A 20,467-nucleotide genomic window follows, 5' to 3' on the forward strand; every position below is an offset into this window, starting at 1 on the left:
AAAGGTGTGAAAGCTCACCCGGTCGCCATCACCACCGGAGGCTCACAGTGCGTAGAACCCGCTTGTCTTTCGCCGCTCTCGCGGCGGCCGCGCTGCTCGTCGCGGCGGCGCTGATGGGGATGCCGAGCGCGTCGGCGGCGACGCTGTTCGGCGACGACTTCGAGGACGGTGACGCGGCCGGCTGGTCGCGGTCGGGCGGGAGCTGGTCGGTGGTGACCGATGGCTCGCGGGCCTACCGGCAGTCGGGCACCAGCGCCGACGCGCGGGCGCTGGCCGGCGCCGGCTGGACGGACCAGGCGGTCCAGGCGCGGGTGAAGCCGATCGCGTTCAACGGCTCGGGCCGGCACGTCGCGGTGCTGGCCAGGGCGCAGAGCACCAGCAGCTACTACTTCCTCGGGCTGGGCAGCGGCGGCTCGGTCGTCCTGGGCAAGCGCACCGGCGGCGCACCGGTGACCCTGGCCGGCGCCTCGGTGGCCCCCGGCACCTGGCACTCCGTCCGGCTGGAGGCGTTCGGCACCACGCTGCGCGGCTTCGTGGACAACGTGCAGGTCGTCACGGCGACGGACGGCAGCCTGGCCTCCGGCCGGGCGGGGCTGGCGGGCTACTACGCCAGCGCCACGTTCGACGACGTGCTGGTCACCGACGTCGGCGGCCCGAGCCAGCCGCCGACCAGCCCCACGCCACCGCCCACCGGCACCTGCGTCTCGCCGGGCGGCCCGGCCGGGTTCGCCTCGGTCAACGCCCTCGGCCAGAACGGCACCACGGGCGGCGCGGGCGGCCCGGCGGTCGAGGTGGACACGGCGAGCGAGCTGATCTCCGCGATCGGACAGAGCGGCCCGCTGACGGTCTGCGTGCGCGGGCTGATCACGGTCCCGGCCGGCATGTACGACGTCGCCTCCGACAAGACGATCGTCGGCATCGGCTCGGGCTCCGGCATCAGCGGCGGCGGGCTCAACATCGGCCTGCCGGTGTCCGACGTGACGTCACCACCGGCCAACGCCGTGCACAACGTCATCGTCCGCAACCTGCTGTTCAGGAACGCCAGCGACGACTCGATCAACGTGCAGATGTTCAGCCACCACGTCTGGATCGACCACAACGACCTGGCCGCGGGCTACGACGGGCTGATCGACGTCAAACGCGGCTCCTCGTACGTCACCGTCTCCTGGAACCACACCCACGACCACACCAAGAACATGCTGCTCGGCCACGACGACGGCAACGGCGCGCAGGACGCCGGGCGGCTCAAGGTCACCTACCACCACAACTGGTTCGACCGCACGCCGCAGCGCAACCCGCGCGTGCGCTTCGGTGAGCCGGTGCACGTGTTCAACAACTACTACGTCTACAACACCGACATCGGCGTGGCCTGCCAGGCGAACGCGGGCTGCGTGGTCGAGGGCAACTACTTCGAGCGGGTCGAGGAGCCGGTGAGCAACTCCTACGCCGGGCCCTCGGGCCGGTGCGTGGCCAGGAACAACGTGTTCGCCGACGAGTCCGGCGCGCCCGTCTGCTCGGGAACCGTGCAGGAGCCGAGCACGTACTACGGCTACACCGTGGCGGACCCGAACTCGATACGAGCGGCGGTCATGGCCGGATCGGGCGTCGGAAAGATCTGACAGAGCCGACCACCGGGCCGCCGCCTGCCTTCGCACCCCAGGCGGCGGCCCTTCCTGGCAGGCTGAGCCGCATGAGCGACATCGCGGACTTCTGGTTCGATCCGTCCTGCCCGTACACGTGGCTGACGTCGAGGTGGCTGCTGGAGGTGCGGCAGGTGCGCCCGATCGAGGTGCGCTGGCACGTGATGAGCCTGTCGGTGCTCAACGAGGGACGTGACGACGATCCGGAAGGCGACCCCGAGGGCTATCTGTGGATCCCGGTCCGGGTGTGCGCGGCCGTCCAGGAGCGGTACGGGCAGGAGGCGCTCGGCCGGCTCTACACCGCGATGTGGACCACCGGCGACGGAGACTGGATCGGCGACCTGCGTACGGCGCTGGCGACGGCGGACCTGCCGGTCGAGCTGGCCGAGGCCGGGCTGTCGGGCGACCACGACGACGCGGTACGCGCCTCGCACGCCGAGGGCATGGCCCTGATCGGCGGCGACCACGTGGGCACCCCGATCGTGGCCGTCACACGCGGAGACGAGCGCGTGGTGTTCTTCGGGCCGGTCGTCTCCCGCGTGCCCACCGGCGAGCAGGCCGGCCTCCTGTGGGACGGGACGCTGCTCGTCGCGGGCACGCCCGGCTTCCACGAGCTGAAGGGCGGGCCGCACCGGGAGCCCGAGCTCGACGGGCCGCATCTGCCGTGACGGTCACGGCGTGGCTGGCGGTGGCCGCGTTCCTGACGGCGTACACGCTGATCGCCACCGAGCGGGTGCACCGGGTGGCGGCGGCGCTCGGCGGCGCGGGGATCATGCTGCTGGTCCACGCCACCGACGCCGGCGCGGCCTTCTTCGACCAGCACGCCGGGATCGACTGGAACGTCATCTTCCTGCTGCTCGGCATGATGGTCATCGTCGGGGTGCTAAAGCAGACGGGGGTCTTCGAATACCTGGCCATCTGGGCGGCCAAGCGGGCCAGGGGGCGGCCGTTCCGGCTGATGGCGCTGCTCATCCTGATCACGGCGTCCGCCTCGTCGCTGCTGGACAACGTGACCACCGTGCTGCTGATCGCGCCGGTGACGTTCCTGGTGTGCGAGCGGCTGGCGCTGCCGGTGGTGCCGTACCTGATCGCCGAGGCCATGGCCTCCAACGTCGGCGGCACCGCCACCCTGATCGGCGACCCGCCGAACATCATCATCGCCGGCCGGGGCGGGCTGACCTTCAACGACTTCCTCGTTCATCTGGCGCCGCTGATCGTCGTGCTGGTGGCGGTGTTCGTGGCGCTGTGCCGGTGGTTGTTCAGGAAATCGTTCACCTACGACCCTGAGCGGGCGGCCGAGATCATGGCGCTGAACGAGCGGGAGGCCCTCGCCGACCTGCGTCTCCTGTGGCAGTCGCTGGCCGTGCTGGCGCTGGTCCTGGTGGCGTTCGTGCTGCATCCCGTGCTGGGCTACGCGCCGTCGGTGGTCGCGCTGCTGGGCGCCGGGGTGCTGGTCGCGGCCACCAAGGTGACGACCGAGGACGCGATCGGCGAGGTCGAGTGGCCCACGCTGGTGTTCTTCGCCGGGCTGTTCGTCATGGTCGGGGCGCTGGTGGAGACCGGCGTCATCGGGCAGGTCTCCCGGGCCGTGGCCGACGCCACGGAGGGGCGGCTCGGGCTGACCACGATGGTGCTGCTGTGGGGCTCGACCGGACTGTCCGCCGTGATCGACAACATCCCGTACGTCGCCACCATGAGCCCCATCGTCGCCGACCTCGTCCAGGCCCACGGCGGCGGCGAGTCCGCGCGAGTGCTCTGGTGGGCCCTGGCGATCGGGGCCGACCTGGGCGGGAACGCCACGGCGGTGGGGGCGGCGGCCAACGTCGTGGTCATCGGCATCGCCGCCCGCCACGGCACCCCGATCAGCTTCTGGCAGTTCACCCGGTACGGGTTCGTCGTCACGTTCGTGACCGTGGCGCTGGCGACGCCGTACCTGTGGCTGCGCTATCTCACCTGAGCGGCAGCACGTCCACGCCGCGCTCCTCCGCGCTCCTGGGGCCGAAGACGCGGCGCTCGGACTCCGTGATGGCCACGTCGTTGATGCTCGCCTCCCTGCGCCGCGTCAGGCCGGACGCGTCGAACTCCCACTGCTCGTCGCCGTAGCCACGCCACCACCGGCCGGTGGCGTCGTTGCGCCAGACCGAGTCCTCCGTGTACGCGAGCGCGACCCGGTCGGGGTCACACGTGTTCCAGGCGTCCTCGGCGGCCTGCACCTTGACGCGGGCGCTCTCCTCGGTGAACGGCGGAACGGGCGGGCGGGACATGGGGCCTCCTTCAGAGAACGGTCGTTCTCCGCGATAGCCTAGAGAACGATGGTTCTCCCGACAAGCGAGGCAGCATGGAACACGCCGAACTCCTGGACACGGCCGGGCGGCTCTTCTACCGGCGCGGCGTGCGGGCGGTGGGCATGGACGACGTCAGGGCCGCGTCCGGCGTGTCGCTCAAGCGGCTCTACCAGTGCTTCCCGTCGAAGGAGGCCCTCGTCGTCGCCTACCTGGAGCGGCGCGACGAGCGCTGGATGTCCTCGCTGACCGGCCACGTCACGACCGCCGGAGGCGACCCCGTCGAGGCCGTGTTCGCCTGGCTGGAGCGGTGGTTCGGCGAGGACGACTTCCGTGGCTGCGGGTTCCTCAACGCCTACGGCGAGCTCGGCGCGAGCTCGGAGGCCGTGAGCGAGGTGGTCCGGCGGCACAAGGACCGGCTGCGCGCCTTCCTGCGCGGGCTCACCGCCGGCGCGCGGGACCCCGATCTGCTGGCCGAGCAGTTGCTCGTGCTGATCGACGGCGCCACGGTCACCGCGATGCTCAACCCGCCGGGCACCGAGGCGGCGCGGGCGGCCAGGGAGACCGCCCGCGTGCTCACAGCAGCTTGTCGAGCGTGATCGGCAGATCGACGACGCGCTTGCCGGTGGCGTGCCGCACGGCGTTGGCCACGGCGGCGGCGACCCCGGTGATCCCGACCTCGCCCACCCCGAGCAGGCCCAGCGGCATGGTCGGGTCGGGGTCGTCCAGGTAGCGCACGTCGATGCGCGGGATGTCGGCGTGCACGGGCACGTGATACTCGGCCAGGCTCGGGTTCATGATCCGGCCGGTCCGGGGGTCGACCAGCGTCTCCTCCTGCAGCGCCATGCCGATGCCCATGACGATGCCGCCACGGAGCTGGCTGTTCGCCGTCTTCTGGTTGATCACGGTGCCGACGTCGAAGACGCCGACCCAGCGTGAGACGCGTACCTCGCCGGTCTCGGGATCCACCCGCACCTCGCAGAACTGCGCCCCGGACGCCGCCTTCACGAACCGCCTGTTGTCGCGCAGCGTCCTGGCCACGAAGCCCAGCGCGCCGGACTTGTGCGACGCCTCCAGGTGGTCACGCCCGGCCCCGGCCAGGATCTCCGCGTACGTCTGCCCGGCCGCGCCGTGGAACAGCCCGCCATCACGGGCCTCCAGCTCCTCCAGCCGGCGGCCGCGCAGCGGCGAGGAGGGTGCGCGCCGCGCCAGGGCGAGCAGGGCCTTCTTCAGCTTCTCCGAGGCGGCCAGCACCCCCGCCGCCGCGCTCGCGGTCTGCGCCGAGCCGCCCGCGCCGGGCCCCGGCGGCAGCTCGGAGTCGCCGTACTCGACGCGCACGGCCTCCATCGGCACGCCCATCGCGTCGGCGGTGATCTGGGCCTGCGCGGTGGCCGTGCCCATGCCCATCTCGTGCATGCCGGAGCGCACCACGACCGTGCCGTCCGCGTTCAGCCGCAGGGTGACGCTGGCGGGCATCCGCCAGGCCGGATGGTAGGCCGTGGCCACGCCCATGCCGACCAGCCACCGCCCGTCCCGCATCGCCCCGGCCCTGGGGTCGCGCTCGCGCCAGCCGAAGTGCTGGGCCCCCAGCTCGTACGCCTCCCGCAACATCCGGTGCGTGAACCGCCTGCCGTGCAGCGGGTCGCGCTCGGGCTCGTTGCGCATGCGCAGCTCGATCGGGTCCATGCCGAGCGTCCAGGCCAGCTCGTCCACGGCCGACTCCAGGGCGAAGGTGCCGATGGACTCGCCGGGGGCCCGCATCGCGGTGTTGGCCAGCAGGTCGAGCTGGACCAGGTTCTGGCTCAGGTGCACGTTCTGGGCCGCGTACAGATGGCGGGAGCCCGAGGTGATCTGCTCGGGCATGCCGCCCACCCGCGACGTCCTGGACACGCTCGTGTGGATGAGCGCGGTCAGGTCGCCCTCGGCGGTCGCGCCCAGCGCGACCCGCTGCGTGCTCGGAGTGCGCCCGCCGACCGTGTGGTAGACGCCCTCACGGGTGAGCGCCAGCTTCACGGCCCGGCCGGTGGCCCGCGCGGCCAGCACGGCGAGCAGGGTGCCCGCCCAGACCGAGCCCTTGCCGCCGAACCCGCCGCCGACGAACGGCGACAGCACCCGGATGTTGCGCTCGGGCACCCCGAACCGCAGCGCGAGGTGTTTGCGCATCCACGGGATGTTCTGCGCGCCCTCGTGCAGGGTCAGGTTGTCGCCGTCCCAGACGGCGGTCGTCGCGTGCGGCTCCAGGGCGTTGTGGTGGTAGGGAGGCGTGCTGAACCGCAGGTCGACCGAGACCGGCGCGGCGGCCAGCGCGGCCTTCGCGTCGCCCTTGTCGGCCGAGGTCGGCAGGACCGGGTTGTTCCGCTGCCGGACCGCGTTCGGCTCCTCGGCCGCGAAGTCCGTCACGGCGGGCAGCTCCTCGTACGTGAGCCGCACCAGCGACGCCGCGTATCGTGCGGCCTCCGGCGTCTCGGCGACCACCACCGCCATCGGCTGGCCGCTCCAGTGCACCTCGTCGGTGGCCAGGTAGTTGACCGACGTCCCCGAGGCCATGGTGCTGAGGTCGAGCATGCTGAACTTGGGCGCCGGCTTCATGGGCGGGGTGTTCTCGTGGGTGAGCACCTCGATCACGCCCCGCACCGCGCGCGCCTCGACCGCGTCGATGGCCGTGACCCGCCCTCGGGCGATCGTGGCGTGCACGAGCGCGGCGTAGGCCAGGCCCGGGTAGCGGTGCTCGGCCGCGAAACGGGCCTCGCCGGTGGTCTTGGCCAGGCCGTCGAGCCGGTCTACGGGGCGGCCGACGTATTTGCCGCCGGTCGTGGTCTCGGTCGTCTCGGCGTATTTGGTGGTCATGCCGCCTCCAGCTCCCGCAGTACGGCCACGATGGTCGCGCGCGCCAGGTTGGCCTTGAACGCGTTGGCCGGGCGTACGGTGGCGGGGGCCAGCTCGGCCTCGGCCGCGCGGCGGAACTCGGCCTCGGTCGCGGGGGCGCCGAGCAGGGCGCGCTCCGCCTCCCAGGCCCGCCAGGGCTTCGAGGCCACGCCGCCGAGCGCCAGGCGCACCTCCGTCACGGTGCCGTCCCGCACCTCCAGCGCCGCCGCGACGGAGACCAGGGCGAACGCGTACGACGCCCGGTCGCGCACCTTGCGGTAGCGGGAGCGGGCCGCGACCGGAAGGGCCGGCAGCTCGACCGCCGTGATCAGCTCGTCGGGGGTGAGCGCGGTCTCGACCTCCGGGGTGTCGCCGGGCAGCAGGTGGAAGTCCGCCAGCGGGATCCGCCGGGTGCCGCGCACGCTCCTGGCCTCGACGACGGCGTCCAGGGCGGCCAGCGCCACGCACATGTCGGAAGGGTGGGTGGCGATGCAGCTCTCGCTCACGCCCAGGATCGCCGAGCCCCGGTTGAACCCGCCGAGCGCGTCGCAGCCGGCGCCGGGCTCGCGCTTGTTGCAGGCCGCCGCCGCGTCGTAGAAGTAGGGGCAGCGCGTACGCTGCAGCAGGTTGCCGCCCACCGTGGCCATGTTGCGTAGCTGGGCCGACGCGCCGGCGAGCAGCGCCTGCGACAGCAGCGGATAGCGGGCCAGCACGCGCCGGTCGGCGGCCAGCGCGCTGTTGCGCACGAGCGCGCCGATCCGCAGCCCGCCGTCGGGCAGCTCGTCCACCGTGTCGAGCGGCAGCGAGCTGACGTCCACGACGGTGTCGGGGCGCTCGATGCCCTCGCGCATCAGGTCGACGAGGTTGGTGCCGCCGCCGAGGAACTTGGCGCCCGGCTCGGTGGCGACCGCCTGAACGGCGGCGGCCACGTCGGCGGGCTTCACGTACGCGAACGGTCTCATCCGGATTCCTTCCCGGCGACGTCCATGATGGCGTCGACGATCCCGTTGTAGGCGCCGCAGCGGCACAGGTTGCCGCTCATGCGCTCCCTGACCTCGGCCTCGCTCAGCTCACCCGCGCCAGGCTCCGTGACGGCGCTCGGCATGCCGGCGGTGTGCTCGGCCAGCATCCCGATCGCCGAGCAGATCTGGCCCGAGGTGCAGTAGCCGCACTGGAAGCCGTCGTGGCGGACGAACGCCTCCTGCAGGGGATGGGCCACCCCCTCGATCGTGGTGATCTCCCTGCCGTCGTACTGGACGGCCAGTGCCAGGCAGGCGTTGATCCGCACGCCGTCGGCGAGGACCGTGCACGCGCCACAGGCGCCCTGGTCACAGCCCTTCTTGGGGCCGGTCAGCCCGAGTCGCTCGCGCAGCGCGTCGAGCAGGCTGACCCACGGCTCGACGTCGAGGGACTCGACGGCGCCGTTCACTTTCATCCGTATCTCGGTCACTCGATTCCTCCCGAAGGAACCCGGTTAGTCCGGACGCTAACAGAACACCGTTCACCTAACAAGTGAACGTTGTTCTTTTAAATCGCGCCAGTATGCTGGCATCGACATGACGCGGTCGGCATTCCTCCGGGCCAGGCGCCCTGAGCACAAGCAACAACGGCGCGAGGCGATCCTCGCCGCGGCGCGGGAACTCGCAGGTGCCTCCGGCGTGCGCAACGTCAGCCTGGGGGCGGTCGCTGAGGCCGTCGGCCTGGCGAAGTCCAACATCGTCCGCTACTTCGGCACCCGCGAGGAGATCTACCTCGACCTGGCCGCCGAGGAGTGGCGGCAGTGGGGCGAGGAGTGCGCCGGGCGGCTGCGCGCCGCCACGGGCCGCGACGACGCGGTCATGGCGCTGGCCGAGACGCTCGGCGCCCGGCGGCTCTTCCTCGACCTGCTCGGCCACACCGCCACGAGCCTGGAGCACAACGTGTCGGTCCCGGCGGCGCGGACGTTCAAGCGCGCCATTCACGCCGTGATCGACGACCTGGGCCCGCTGGTGGCCCGTCCCACCGGCCTGACGGACCTGGAGGGCAAAGAACTCGTCACCGCCGCCGCCGGCCTGGCGGGCATGCTCTACCCGGCCGCCAACCCGCCCCCGACCATCGTCGAGCTGTACGCCCAGGACCCCGATCTGGCCGCCGCCTGCCCGCAGCTCGTGCCCACGCTCACCCGCGCGCTGAAGGCGTTCGCCGCCGGCCTCCCCACGCTCAGAGAGCCGGCCGAGTGAAACTTTCACCCCGGTCCTGGCGTTCCTGACCCCACCGGCTCCCCTTCCTGTACATCGGGGCGGTTTCCACCGAGCATGTGGCCGTGAACCTAACCGGTTAACAGCAGAGAAGGGCACCCCCCATGACCAGACGACTCGGGCTCGCGGCGGCGGCGCTCCTGTCGCTCCTCGCCTCGATGCTGATCGCCCCGGCTCCCGCGCACGCCGCGGTCGGGCTCCGGGTCAGCGGCACCAGGATCGTGGAGGCCAACGGGAACGCGTTCGTCATGCGCGGCGCCAGCCACGCGCACACCTGGTTCACCAGTCAGACGAGCTCCTTCGCCAACATCAAGGCGCTGCGCGCCAACACGGTCCGCGTGGTGCTGAGCGGCGGCCGGTGGACTCCCAACAGCGCGTCCGACGTGGCCAACGTCGTCTCGCTCTGTCGGCAGAACCGGTTAATATGCGTGCTCGAAAACCACGACACCACGGGTTACGGCGAGCAGAGCGGGGCGTACACGCTCGACCAGGCGGTCACCTACTGGAGCGGCGTCAGGAGCGCGCTCACCGGCACAGAAGACTTCATCGTCATCAACATCGGCAACGAGCCCTACGGCAACAACAACGTCTCGGCCTGGACCAGCGCGACCACGAGCGCGATCGGCCGGATGCGCGGCCTGGGCTTCCAGCATCTGCTGATGGTGGACGCGCCCAACTGGGGCCAGGACTGGCAGTTCACCATGCGGGACAACGCGCAGGCGGTGTTCAACTCCGACGCGCAGCGCAACACGGTCTTCTCGGTCCACATGTACGGCGTCTTCGACACGGCCGCCGAGATCACCGCGTACCTGAACGCCTTCCAGACCGCCGGCCTGCCGCTGGTGATCGGCGAGTTCGGGCACAACCACTCCGACGGCAACCCCGACGAGGACACCATCATGGCCCAGGCCCAGCAGCGCGGCCTCGGCTACATCGGCTGGTCGTGGAGCGGCAACAGCGGCGGCGTCGAATACCTCGACATGGTCACCAACTTCAACCCGGCCGCCCTGACCTCGTGGGGCCAGCGGATCTTCAACGGCGCCAACGGCATCGGGCAGACCTCGCGCGAGGCCACGTTCTTCGGCGGCGGCGGCACCGACACCACCGCGCCGACGACGCCCGGCACGCCGTCGTCGTCCGGCGTGACCTCTACGGGAGCCACGCTGGCCTGGTCGGCCTCCACCGACGCGGGCGGCTCCGGGCTGGCGGGCTACAACGTCTATCGCGAGCAGGGCAGCACCGACCCGCTGCTCGGCCAGAGCGCGACCAACTCCATCACGCTGACCGGGCTGAGCCCCTCGACCCAATACCAGGTCTACGTGCGGGCCAGGGACGGCGCGAACAACCTGTCCGGCAACTCCGCCACCACGACGTTCACCACCACCTCGGGCGGCGGGACCGGCGGCGGCTGCACGGCCACCGGGACCGTGCAGGGCCAGTGGAGCGGCGGATACGTCGTGCAGCCGGTCACGGTCACCAACAGCGGTTCCGCCGCGATCACCGGCTGGACGGTCACGTTCACGCTGCCCGCGGGCCACAGCGTCACCGGCTCGTGGAACGCCGCGCTGACCACCAGCGGGCAGACCGTCACCGCCAGGAACGCCGGCCACAACGGCAACCTGGGCGCCGGCGGCTCGACCACCTTCGGCTTCCAGGTCGCCCGGCCCGGCGGCAACACGGCCACGGTGAGCTCCTACACCTGCGCGGCCTCCTGAGACGCGGTCGGCGCCGTCAGGAGCGGAAGCATGACCTCGACCCGGGTGCCCGCGCCCGGGTCGCCGGTCACGACGCAGATCCCGCCCAGCTCGGCGGCCCGCTCGCGCATCGAGCCGAGGCCCACGCCCGCGCGGTGCGCCTCGGGCAGGCCCCGGCCGTCGTCGGAGACCAGCACGCGCAGCATCGCCTGCTCCCGCTGGAGCACGATGGAGGCCCTGGACGCCTGGGCGTGCCGGCCGATGTTGGTGAGGGCCTCCTGGACGATCCGGTAGACCGCCACCTCGACGGCCGCCGGCAGGTCCGACAGCCCACCCTCGACGGCCACCTCGACCTCGGTGTCCGGTGACGAGCGGGCGGCCAGGTCCCGCACCGCGCGGGCCAGGCCGAGGTCGTCGAGGGCGGGCGGGCGCAGGCCGTACACGAGTTCGCGGATGTCGTTCGTGACCGCGCCCATGCCCGCGTGCAGCTCGCGCAGCAGTTCGTCGGCCGCGTCGGGGGAGTTCTTCAGGGTCAGGCGGGCCATGTTGATGGTCATCGCCATGGCCGAGAGGGTCTGGCCGAGGCCGTCGTGCAGGTCGCGGCGCAGGCGGCGGCGCTCCTCCTCCCTGGTCGTCAGGATGCGCTCTCTCGAACGCTGCAGGTCCGCCGCCATCCGCACCGCGTGCGCCACGTCCGCCGCGTACGGCGTCAGCGTGGCCAGCACCCGCTCGTTGTGCGCGGCGGGAAAGCGGCGCTGGCCCGGCGGCCCGACGAGCAGCCGCCCGACCCGCGCCCCGTGCCAGACCAGCGGCACCTCGCGGGGTTCGTCGCCCACCCGGCCACTTTCGACGTAGCGGGGCTCGCCGTCGCTCACCTCCACGGCCACGCCCTCGACCGCCAGGCCGTCGCGCAGCACGTTCACCACCGAGGTCAGCGCCTTGGCCGGGTCGCCGCGTCGGACGGCCTGAGTCAGGCGCTCGGCGAGCACGCCGGGGTCGCCGACGGCGCCGTACAGGAGCCGGTCCACGGCCCGCTGGAGCGCCCGCCGCAGCGGCTGGAAGAAGCCGCCCGCGAACAGCGCGGCGGCGACCCCGGCCACCTGGTCGTAGCCGGAGACCAGCAGGCTCGACAGCGTGCCCGCGCCGAAGTAGACGGCGCTGACCACGACCACCACGCCGACGGCCACGAAGGCGCGGCTGATGACCGTGTCGATCCCGTAGAGCCGGTACCGCATGACGGAGAACGCGATCGCGAACGGGATGACGGCCGCCCAGATCATGGCCATCCACAGGACGCCGGGCCAGATCGCGGCGGCGACCAGGAACACGATGTATCCGGCGAACGCGAACAGCGGCCACCCGATCTGCCGCCGCCCGGCCGGGTCGGCCCGCCGCATCCGCACCGTCAGCGACACCGCCGCCAGCGCCATCGCACTGTAGATGCCGGCCCAGCTCACGACCCACAGCGCGTCCATGTACGGGCTCAGCGCCTGGACCCCCAGCGGGCTGGGGATGACGACCGGGTACGGGTAACCGAGCGGCGAAGGGACCCTGAGCAGGCTCCGCACCGCCCCCGCCGTGATCGCCGCGCAGCCCAGCCACAGCGCCGGCCGCCAGCGCTTGGAGGGCAGCCGCCCGTCGGGCGAGTACAACGGCAGCACCATCGTCAGCGCCAGCCCGCACACCGCCCACCCGAGCTGCGTCGGCACCCGCAGCCACCCGGCGACGGCGAGCTCCCCGTCGGCCGCGGCGCGGAACATCAGCGCGCCGGCGAAGTCGCTCACCCCGGCGGCCAGCCCGCCCGCGCACATGAGCCAGGCCATGTTCAGGCGCGGCCGGTAGTAGATGAGGAACGCGCCGACGGCGGGAAAGGTGATGATGACGGCGGACTGCGGGCTCACGGTCCGCTCGGGCGTCCACTCCGGCGGCAGCCCGGCCCACACCAGGATCGCGGCCAGGCCCAGGATCGGCGACGCCACGGCCATGACGACCGCGAGGATGAGCGGGCCCGTCACGCGGGGGGCGGCCGGCTCCCGCGCCACGGCGTCACCAGAGATCTCGGCGAATCCGCCCATCGTGCCAGTCCGCCTCTCGATCCCAGGCCACGCCTCCTGCTGAAGAGGATTATGACCCTTAATCGGGATAAATCCCCCAGGCGTTTCCGGCCCGTTATCGCCGGCCTCCCGCCCTGACCCCGCGTCGCCGCGGAGTCAGGACAGGATAGGCGCTACTCGACGGTGACCGTGGCCGTCGCCGCGACGGTCGTGCCCGCCACCTGACCGGTCACGGTGAACGTGCCGGGCTGGGCGTATTGAGCGGGATCGACGGCCGCCCACGTGACGGCCACCGAGCCGTCCTTCGACCCGTCGTTGTACGTCGCCACGACGGTCTTGGGCAACGACGGCGCGACCCCGGCCCGGGTCCTGACCGCCTCCTCGGCTATCGAGGTGATCGCCACCGCCGACGTCGTGCGGACGTACACGGTGGCCTGGGCGGGCTGGCGCACGCCCTCGGCCAGGCCGATGACGGTGAAGCTGGTGCCACCGGTCTTGACCTGCTCGGGCGTGACCTGCTGCCAGGTGACGGCGGCCTGGCCACGGGCGCCGTCCGCGTAGGCGGTCTCCACGGTGGCGGGCAGCTTCGGCAGCGTACCGGCCAAGGTGGGTACGTGGACCGGCCGCACCGAGTCCGGCGGCACCTCGTACACCTTGGTCTCCAGCAGTCCCACCGACGCCCCGCCGGCCTCAAGCTGGACGCGCAGCCGCGAGGTCGTGACCGTGTCGAAGGAGACGGTGTTGTAGGCGTCGATCGCCTTCGGATAGGAGGCGACGCCGGTGACGTCCTCGAAGGAGTCGCCGTCCCACTGCTGGATCTTCCACGAGGCCGGCACGCGCACGCCGCCGCCGTCGTCGAAGAAGTAGACGTCGGCCTTGTTCACCCGCACGGGCTCGGGCCATTCGAGCTGGACCCACTGCGTGCCCTGCTGCGGCCAGGTGCCCCAGCGCGGGTTGGCCCCGTCGTTGGAGCGCGGCGGGTCGATGCCGTCGTTGATCGCCGCGATCCGCTCCCATGGCGAGGTGTAGGACGCGGTGGGCGTGGCCTTGGACGCCACGTTCACCTGCGTTGCCTGGGGCGTGGCCGTGACGGTCACGGTCGCGGACGTGCTCTTCTGGCCGTCGGCCGCGTCCAGCCTCAGCCGGTACGTCCCCGGCTCGGAGAACGCGGCCACCGTGGTCGTGCCGGTCGGGTCGGTGAAGAACGCCTCACCGGGCCCGTCGACCTTGGTCCACTGTGTGGTCAGCTCGCCCTTCGGCAGGCCGTCGTCCTTGACCACGGCCTCGATCCTGACCTGCCCGGGACGGCTGAAGGTGGGGTCGACCACGGTCACCACCGACGGAGCCCGGTTGCTCACCGAGCCGCCGCCCGCGCCCGTCCAGTACGCCTGGACCTCCTTCAGCCCCGTGGCGAAGCCGGGCCGGTGGGTGACCAGGACGCGCAGCTTCTGCGCGGTGAGCGCCGGGAAGCGCACCTCGTTGAGGTTCGCCCGCGGGTAGACCGGCCTCCTGTCCAGTCGCGGCACGTCCTTCCACGTGCCGCCGTCCTGGTACTGCACCGAGTAGAAGGCGGGCTCGCTGTAGCCGGCCGCCTTGCGGTCGTTGAAGAAGTACAGCTTGAGCCGGTCGACCTTCTGGGCCGGCCCGAGGTCCACCTCCAGCCAGTCCTGCGGCTTGCCCGAGCCCTTGCTTCCCCAGTAGGGCTCGTTGATCGTGAACCCGTCCACGGCCCCGGCCGGGTCGCCGTGCGAAGCGGTGGCCGTCTTGACCAGGTTCTGGCGGTCGCCGCGCAGGTCCACGCCGGCCTTCTGGAAAAGGTCCTCGACGCGGTCGCCGGCCAGCTCGACCTGGGCCGGGGTCCTCATGGCCGGCGCCTTCTCGGCGTGCACGACCGTGCCGCCCTCGACCTTGCCGGTCCTGGGGTCCCAGACGGCGTGTTCGAGGCCGGACAGCGTGACCTTGCGCTTGCCGTCGATCAGGATCGAGTAGCCCTCGGGCACGCCCGGGTAGTGCTTCGTGCCGTCGCCCGGCTTGTCCCAGACGATGGTCAGGTCGCTGCCCCGGTAGTTGACGCCGTTGACGCTGAAGTGGTCCCAGCCGATGTCCACCGGCCACAGCTCGACCTTGCCGTCCGAGCGCGGGCGCAGGCCCATGACGTCCTCGATGACGGTCCAGTTGCTGCTGCCGAGGATCGTGTGGTGGATCCAGGAGCGGTAGTCGATGGTCTTGGTGGCGGGGTTCCAGTTGGCCCAGAACTCGTTGGCGTCGGGGTAGCGGGTGTCGCCGCCGACGTACTGTGACCAGGCGTTCCAGTAGAGGAGCTGCTTGTACTGCCCGGCCGTGATGTACGGGGAGGCGTACTGGCGCAGCGCCTTGGAGAACAGGGAGAAGTTCCGGGTCGAGTTGATCTGGGAGAAGTTGTTGGAGCCGGGGTTGCCGGCGGCCGCGGCCTCGGCCTTGTCCTTCTGGTTGGCGGTGTACGCCGGAAATATCGGATATTCCGCAGGGTCAGCCCACAACCGCAGCGCCTCCCGATATTTCGGGTCATCGGTGGGGACCAGCCCTGTCGCGTACGGGATGTAGTTGTTGGACTCCTTCCACGGGATCAGGTTGCCCGTCTGCAGGTCGCGGTGCTTGAACAGCTTGTTCTGCTCGTCCCACAGCAGGGTGAGGATGCCGTTCTTGACCTTGTCGGCCACGCCGCGCATCTCGGTGGCCTTGGCCTGGTCGCCGGCCAGCTCGTACGCCTGCGCCGCCGCCATCGCGTTGCTGTAGACGTAGGCGCCTTCGAGCCGCTCGTTCGCCCGCTCGTAGTAGTGGAACGACACCGCGTCGGCGTCGTTCCCGGTCATCGCCTCGCGCTCGTACTCGATGACCCCGTTGCCGTTGGAGTCGTACGCGGCGAGCTGGCCGTAGACGTCCTTCTCGGCGTAGCGGGCGAGGTTGCGCAGGATCGACGGCTGCCCGCCGTGGATCTGGTAGCTCTCCAGGGCCGAGGCCGAGATGTACTGCGTGTAGCTGTTCGACCAGTTCTCCGGGTCACCCGGGTTATCCGTATATTTCGAGTTACGGGAGACCTCGCCCGCCGACACCCACGGCCCGTACGAGTAGATCGGGTCCCGCAGATACTTCAGGTCCTGCACGAACATCGGCACGGTCAGCACGATCGCGTTGTTGTAGCCCAGCGCCCCCTCCACCGACGTCGGGAACTGGAAGTCGTTCCCGGGGATGTCGGCGTCGAGGAAGTTGAAGCGCATCAGCCACCAGCGGTAGTAGACCGACTTCTTGATGTTCTCGTCGGGCACGTCGATGTAGGGCAGGTTCTCGGCCCACCAGGCGTTGTAGTCCTGGAGCTGGCGCCGCACCGCCTGCTCGGGCGAGCGGCCCTTGTAACCGTCATACTCCGAGCGCGACTTCGCCAGCTCGTCGGTGACGAAGCCCATCTGCACCTTGGTCCGCACGGTCTTGCCGGGACCGACGGTCACCGCGCCCTTCAGCGTGCCCTCGGAGACCTTCAGGCCGTCGCCACTGAGCCTCGGGAAGAGCGTCGTCAGCTTGTTCTTGGTCCAGACGGTGCCGGTCAGCTCCCGGTCGCCGTCGGCCGTCTTCGTGTAGGGCGAGGTCACGGTGATGGGCACCGACCGCGACGCCGAGCCCGTGTTGGTGATCTCCAGGGTGGTCACGGCCACGTTCTCGTGGGTGATGAACTTCTTCACCCCGACCGACAGCCCGTCGCCGCCATAGTGGCCGGTCCAGTGGCTGGGCATCTGCAGCCGCTTCGACACGTCCTCGGTCAGCTCGGAGCCGAGCGAGATCTCGTACGCGCCCCGGTTGTCGATGCTCTCCCAGTACGCGACGAACCCGCCGAACCCGATCTTGCGCGGATCGTGCTCCTTCATGAACAGCGCCCGCCCGCGCGACATCATCCACGTGCCCGCCGGATCGTCACCGGGCCTGGAGAGCATGCGGTCGATCCAGTACGAGTCGCCGCCCTTCTCCTTCTTGTAGATCTCCTCCATCATCTTGCGCGGGTGATAGCGCACCGGCTCGGCCGGCACGGGATCGGCACCGGTGAACACCGGCATGCCAAGGTCGTCTTGAGCCGCAAGAGAAGGGGCCGCGCCCAACGACGCCGTGAGCGCTAACAAGGCTAAGCACACCAACGGTTTACGCACGTCAACTCCTAGATCGGTAGCCAGACCCGCATGGTGGCGGGGCCACGGTTGCCCCACCGGTGGTACGGCACCAGCCGCAGCCCGACGTCCGCGCCACCCCCGTGCGCGCCCGCCTCCCCGTACGGCCAGCCCCCGTTGGCACCGGCGCCCAGCGACGCGGCCACCTCCAGCTCCACGGCCCCGTCCACCTCGTGCTCGACCGGCGGATCGACGCGCGCCGTCAGATCGCCGAGCGGCGGCTCGTCGGCCACCGACTCCGCGCAGTAGACGAGCGGTCCCCGCTCCACCGCCGCACTCCCCCGCAGCGCGTCGATCCGCCGGTCGGGATAGGTCCACCTGGCCCGCATCGGCAGCTCCAGGCGGATCTCGTCGCCGGCCCGCCACGGGCCGTCGACGTAGGCGTACCCCGGGCCCACCGGCCGGATGACGGGCCCGTCGGGCAGCGGCGCGTCCGGGGACGACACCGGGACGTGCGCGAGCGTCGCGTCCGAGGCCCACGCGGGCACCCGCAGGCCGATGCGCCCCTCGCCGTCCTCCAGCACGCGCACGCTCACCGAGCCGGTCCACGGGTAACCGGTCTCCACCCGCACCGCCAGCCGCTCGTGGCGGATCTCCGACGGCGTGAAGTGGTGCACCAGGATCCCGTCGCCGGCGGCCGCGGCCACGTAGGCGGGCAGGGAGGCCATCGTCCTGGCGATGTTGTTCGGACAGCACGACACGTCGAACCAGGGCGAGCGCAGCCCGCCCTCGGCGGCGTGGTTGACGCCGTTCAGCGGCACCGCCGGCACGCGTACCTGTAGCGGGTTGGCGTAGAAGAACGAGCGGCCGTCCAGCGCGACGCCCGTGGCGAGCATGTTGTAGAGCGTGCGCTCGACCAGGTCGGCGTAGCGCACGTCGCCGGTGGCCAGCAGCAGCCGGTGTGACAGCATGACGGAGGCGATGCTCGCGCAGGTCTCGTTGTACGCCCGGTCCGGCGGCAGCTCGTAGTCGTCACCGTACGACTCGTCGATGTGCCGCGAGCCCATGCCCCCGGTCAGATGGGTACGCCGCGCGACCGTCCGCTCCCACTGCGACTCGACCGCCTTCAGCAGCTCCTGGTCCCCGGTCTCGACCGCCACGTCGACCACCCCGGAGGCCAGGTACAGCGCGCGCACCACATGCCCGCGGAACACCTGCGCCTGCCTGACCGGCACGTCGTCCTGGAAGTAGCCACGGCCGAACGGGATGTCACCGAGCGCCGGCAGGCCCCGCCGCTCGACGAAGCGCCGGGCCATCTCCAGGTAGCGCTCGGTGCCGGTGGCGCGGTAGAGCTCGACCAGCGCCATCTCGATCACGGGGTGCCCGCAGGTCTGCGTGCCGTCCATGAAACGGCGGCACACGTGGTCGGCGGCCCTGATCGCGACCTCGGTGAGCCGGTCCTCGCCGTGCGTGCGCAGCCGGGCGACCCCGGCCTGGATCAGGTGGCCGTAGCAGTAGAGCTCGTGCCCCCACTCGAAGTCGGTGTAGCGGCTGCCGGTCCAGCGGGTGTTGAGGTAGCCGTCGCCCTCCTGAGCCTGGGCGACGATCTCGGCCAGCGCGGGCAGCGCGGGGTGGTCGGCCCAGGCCATGGCCTCCAGCAGTTTGTAGATCTCCGAGTCGCTGAACTCCCGCCCCCTGCGCGGCCGCTCGCCGCGGAAGTTCCCGATCCAGCCTTCCTTCTCCTCCCATTCCTGGCAGTGGGCGATCGTGACCTCGCGGTTCAGCGCCATCCGATCCCCCCAGAAACCGGGAGACAGCCGTACCGCGTCGAGGCCGAGGGGAGACAGGACGCCCGATGAGGGCAGGACAGGATTAGCCACGCAGAGCTCCTGACATGAATCCGCGCACGTAGTGGCGCTGCAGAACGATGAAGAGAATGAGACAGGGAATGGCCATGACCATGACGCCGGCCTGGAGCATGCCGTAGTCGATCGCGCCGAAGGTGTGCTGCGTCATGCTGACCACGGCCACCGGCAGCGTGAACGACGCGCCGTCGTTGAGCAGGATGAGCGGGGCGAAGAAGTCGTTCCACGAGGCCAGGAAGGCGAACAGGCCGACCGTGATCAGCGCGGGCCGCACGGCGTGCAGCAGGATCCTGGAGAAGGCCCTGAACGTGCCGCAGCCGTCCACCAGCGCCGCCTCCTCCAGCTCGCGCGGCACCGCCTCGAACGCGTTGCGCATCATGAACAGCGCGAACGGGAGCTGGAACATCACGAACACCAGCGACAGCCCGACCAGGGAGTTCTGCAGGCCGAGATAGCCGAGCAGCACGTAGAGCGGGATCAGGATCGTCGCGTACGGCACCATCAGGATCGCCAGCGTGGCCAGGAACAGCACGTTCTTGCCCGGGAAGTCGAAGCGGGCGAACCCGTAGCCGCCGAGCGCCGAGACGACCAGCGTGCCACCCACGGTCATCACGGAGACCAGGACGCTGTTGGTCGCGTACGTGCCGACGCCCTCCCCGAACTGCGCCATCTCCAGGTAGTTCGACGGCTCCTCCAGCGAGGCGTAACCGCTCCACACCAGCGGGAACAGGAACAGCACCGCCAGCGCGGAGAGCGTCAGATAGCGGCTCATCGCAGCCTCCGCATCATGAGCGTGTTCAGGCCGACGAGGGCCACCAGCAGCACGACCGAGAGCGCCGCGGCGCCGCCGAGGTCGAAGCGGAAGAAGGCGTCCCGGTAGACGACCATGACCATCGAGACGGTGGAGTTGTCGGGGCCGCCGTTGGTGAAGACGAAGAACTGGTCGAAGGCCAGCAGCGAGCCCGTGACGCTGAGGATCAGCATCAGCGCCAGCGTCGGGCGCAGCAGCGGCAGCGTGATCTTGGTGAAGATCTGCCACCGGTTCGCGCCGTCGCTCCTGGCGGCCTCGTAGACCTCGGTCGGGATCGCCTGCAGGCCGGTCAGCAGGATGAGCATGTTGAACCCGGCGAAGCGCCAGAGCACCAGCGCGATCGTGGAGAACAGCGCCATGTTGGGCGTGCCGATCCACTTGACCGGTTCGCTGGTGACGCCGAGCGCCTGCAGCATGGGGTCGATCGGGCCGAAGTCGTTGTTCAGCATGCCGTAGAACAGCAGCCCGGCGGCGGCGAAGCCGACGGCGCCCGGCAGGAAGAACGCGGTCCTGAAGAAGGCGATGCCCGGCCTGCGCTCCTGCACCAGCAGGGCCAGGCCGAGCGCCACGCCCGACAGCAGGACGGTGGTGATGGCCGTGTACTTGAGCGTGAAGAAGATCGCGTCCACGAAGAGCGGGTTGTCGGCGATCTTCAGGTAGTTGGCGGGGGCGTTGAACGTGGCCTGTCCGAGCAGGGGCCAGCGGTTGAGCGACATCCAGACGACCAGCACCAGGGGCGCGATGAACAGCACGCCCACGATGACGGCGGTCGGCGCCGCGTACAGCCAGCCCTGAACCTTCCTGCTCCGCCACCTGGCGGCCGGCGCGGAATGCGCCGGTCGCCAGGATGGAGGTCGCGCCGGCGACGAAGTCGGCAGCCTCAAGA

General features: G+C 71.0%; 15 protein-coding genes. 6 read left to right on the forward strand and 9 right to left on the reverse strand.

All coding sequences use genetic code 11. The features are described from left to right. Window positions 1-62 precede the first annotated feature (62 nt). From C4V41_RS47710 to C4V41_RS47720, 3 genes are all read left to right on the forward strand, one after another. A complete protein-coding gene (locus C4V41_RS47710; RefSeq protein ID WP_235030843.1) occupies window positions 63-1,619 on the forward strand; it encodes a pectate lyase family protein in 1,557 nt (518 codons plus the stop codon). Window positions 1,620-1,690: 71 nt separating this feature from the next. Continuing rightward, window positions 1,691-2,308, forward strand: a complete 618-nt coding sequence (locus tag C4V41_RS47715; protein WP_200824742.1) for a DsbA family protein — start codon at window positions 1,691-1,693, stop codon at window positions 2,306-2,308. After that, window positions 2,305-3,597, forward strand: coding sequence for an ArsB/NhaD family transporter (locus C4V41_RS47720; RefSeq protein WP_103962689.1), 1,293 nt, complete (start codon window positions 2,305-2,307; stop codon window positions 3,595-3,597). The genes C4V41_RS47715 and C4V41_RS47720 overlap by 4 nt, the downstream gene beginning before the upstream one ends. Here the strand turns inward: C4V41_RS47720 and C4V41_RS47725 are convergent. After that, the gene (locus tag C4V41_RS47725; RefSeq protein ID WP_103962690.1) at window positions 3,590-3,904 is read right to left on the reverse strand and encodes a DUF1348 family protein; all 315 of its coding nucleotides are present in this window, start codon (window positions 3,902-3,904) and stop codon (window positions 3,590-3,592) included. The two genes, C4V41_RS47720 and C4V41_RS47725, sit on opposite strands and share 8 nt — an antisense overlap. A 74-nt stretch (window positions 3,905-3,978) precedes the next feature. On the opposite strand from C4V41_RS47725, the gene C4V41_RS47730 reads away from it, so the two are divergent. After that, the gene (locus C4V41_RS47730) at window positions 3,979-4,521 is read left to right on the forward strand and encodes a TetR/AcrR family transcriptional regulator (protein ID WP_103962691.1); all 543 of its coding nucleotides are present in this window, start codon (window positions 3,979-3,981) and stop codon (window positions 4,519-4,521) included. On the opposite strand, the gene C4V41_RS47735 is transcribed toward C4V41_RS47730, so the two are convergent. Genes C4V41_RS47735 through C4V41_RS47745 form a run of 3 tightly spaced genes read right to left on the reverse strand, consistent with a single transcriptional unit; the run spans window position 4,499 to window position 8,222 of the window. After that, window positions 4,499-6,769, reverse strand: coding sequence for a xanthine dehydrogenase family protein molybdopterin-binding subunit (locus C4V41_RS47735; protein WP_103962692.1), 2,271 nt, complete (start codon window positions 6,767-6,769; stop codon window positions 4,499-4,501). The genes C4V41_RS47730 and C4V41_RS47735 overlap by 23 nt on opposite strands. After that, window positions 6,766-7,749 carry an FAD binding domain-containing protein gene (locus C4V41_RS47740; RefSeq protein WP_103962693.1) on the reverse strand — a complete coding sequence of 328 codons (984 nt, stop codon included), beginning with the start codon at window positions 7,747-7,749 and terminating at the stop codon, window positions 6,766-6,768. The genes C4V41_RS47735 and C4V41_RS47740 overlap by 4 nt, the downstream gene beginning before the upstream one ends. Next, complete coding sequence (locus C4V41_RS47745; protein WP_200824753.1) at window positions 7,746-8,222, reverse strand: (2Fe-2S)-binding protein; 477 nt, start codon at window positions 8,220-8,222, stop codon at window positions 7,746-7,748. Before C4V41_RS47745 ends, C4V41_RS47740 begins: the two co-directional genes overlap by 4 nt. 121 nt (window positions 8,223-8,343) lie before the next feature. On the opposite strand from C4V41_RS47745, the gene C4V41_RS47750 reads away from it, so the two are divergent. Both C4V41_RS47750 and C4V41_RS47755 read left to right on the forward strand, forming a co-directional pair. After that, window positions 8,344-9,006 (forward strand): TetR/AcrR family transcriptional regulator, encoded by a 663-nt coding sequence (locus C4V41_RS47750; RefSeq protein ID WP_103962695.1) that lies wholly within the window; start codon window positions 8,344-8,346, stop codon window positions 9,004-9,006. 122 nt (window positions 9,007-9,128) lie between these two features. Then, a complete protein-coding gene (locus C4V41_RS47755) occupies window positions 9,129-10,739 on the forward strand; it encodes a cellulase family glycosylhydrolase (protein WP_103962696.1) in 1,611 nt (536 codons plus the stop codon). Here C4V41_RS47755 and C4V41_RS47760 read toward each other — a convergent pair. The 5 genes from C4V41_RS47760 to C4V41_RS47780 form a co-directional block, all read right to left on the reverse strand. After that, window positions 10,718-12,793: a sensor histidine kinase gene (locus C4V41_RS47760; RefSeq protein WP_103962697.1), complete on the reverse strand. Its 2,076-nt coding sequence runs from the start codon at window positions 12,791-12,793 to the stop codon at window positions 10,718-10,720. The genes C4V41_RS47755 and C4V41_RS47760 overlap by 22 nt on opposite strands. 152 nt (window positions 12,794-12,945) lie before the next feature. After that, the gene (locus tag C4V41_RS47765) at window positions 12,946-16,857 is read right to left on the reverse strand and encodes an Ig-like domain-containing protein (protein WP_103962698.1); all 3,912 of its coding nucleotides are present in this window, start codon (window positions 16,855-16,857) and stop codon (window positions 12,946-12,948) included. 98 nt (window positions 16,858-16,955) lie between these two features. Further along, a complete protein-coding gene (locus C4V41_RS47770; protein WP_103962699.1) occupies window positions 16,956-18,785 on the reverse strand; it encodes a glycoside hydrolase family 127 protein in 1,830 nt (609 codons plus the stop codon). Then, the gene (locus C4V41_RS47775; protein WP_103962700.1) at window positions 18,778-19,542 is read right to left on the reverse strand and encodes a carbohydrate ABC transporter permease; all 765 of its coding nucleotides are present in this window, start codon (window positions 19,540-19,542) and stop codon (window positions 18,778-18,780) included. Before C4V41_RS47775 ends, C4V41_RS47770 begins: the two co-directional genes overlap by 8 nt. After that, window positions 19,539-20,333, reverse strand: coding sequence for a carbohydrate ABC transporter permease (locus C4V41_RS47780; protein ID WP_235030844.1), 795 nt, complete (start codon window positions 20,331-20,333; stop codon window positions 19,539-19,541). The genes C4V41_RS47775 and C4V41_RS47780 overlap by 4 nt, the downstream gene beginning before the upstream one ends. Between the last annotated feature and the right edge of the window lie 134 nt (window positions 20,334-20,467).

The sequence above is a fragment of the Nonomuraea solani genome (assembly GCF_900108335.1).
GTDB classification, from domain to species: Bacteria; Actinomycetota; Actinomycetes; order Streptosporangiales; family Streptosporangiaceae; genus Nonomuraea; species Nonomuraea solani.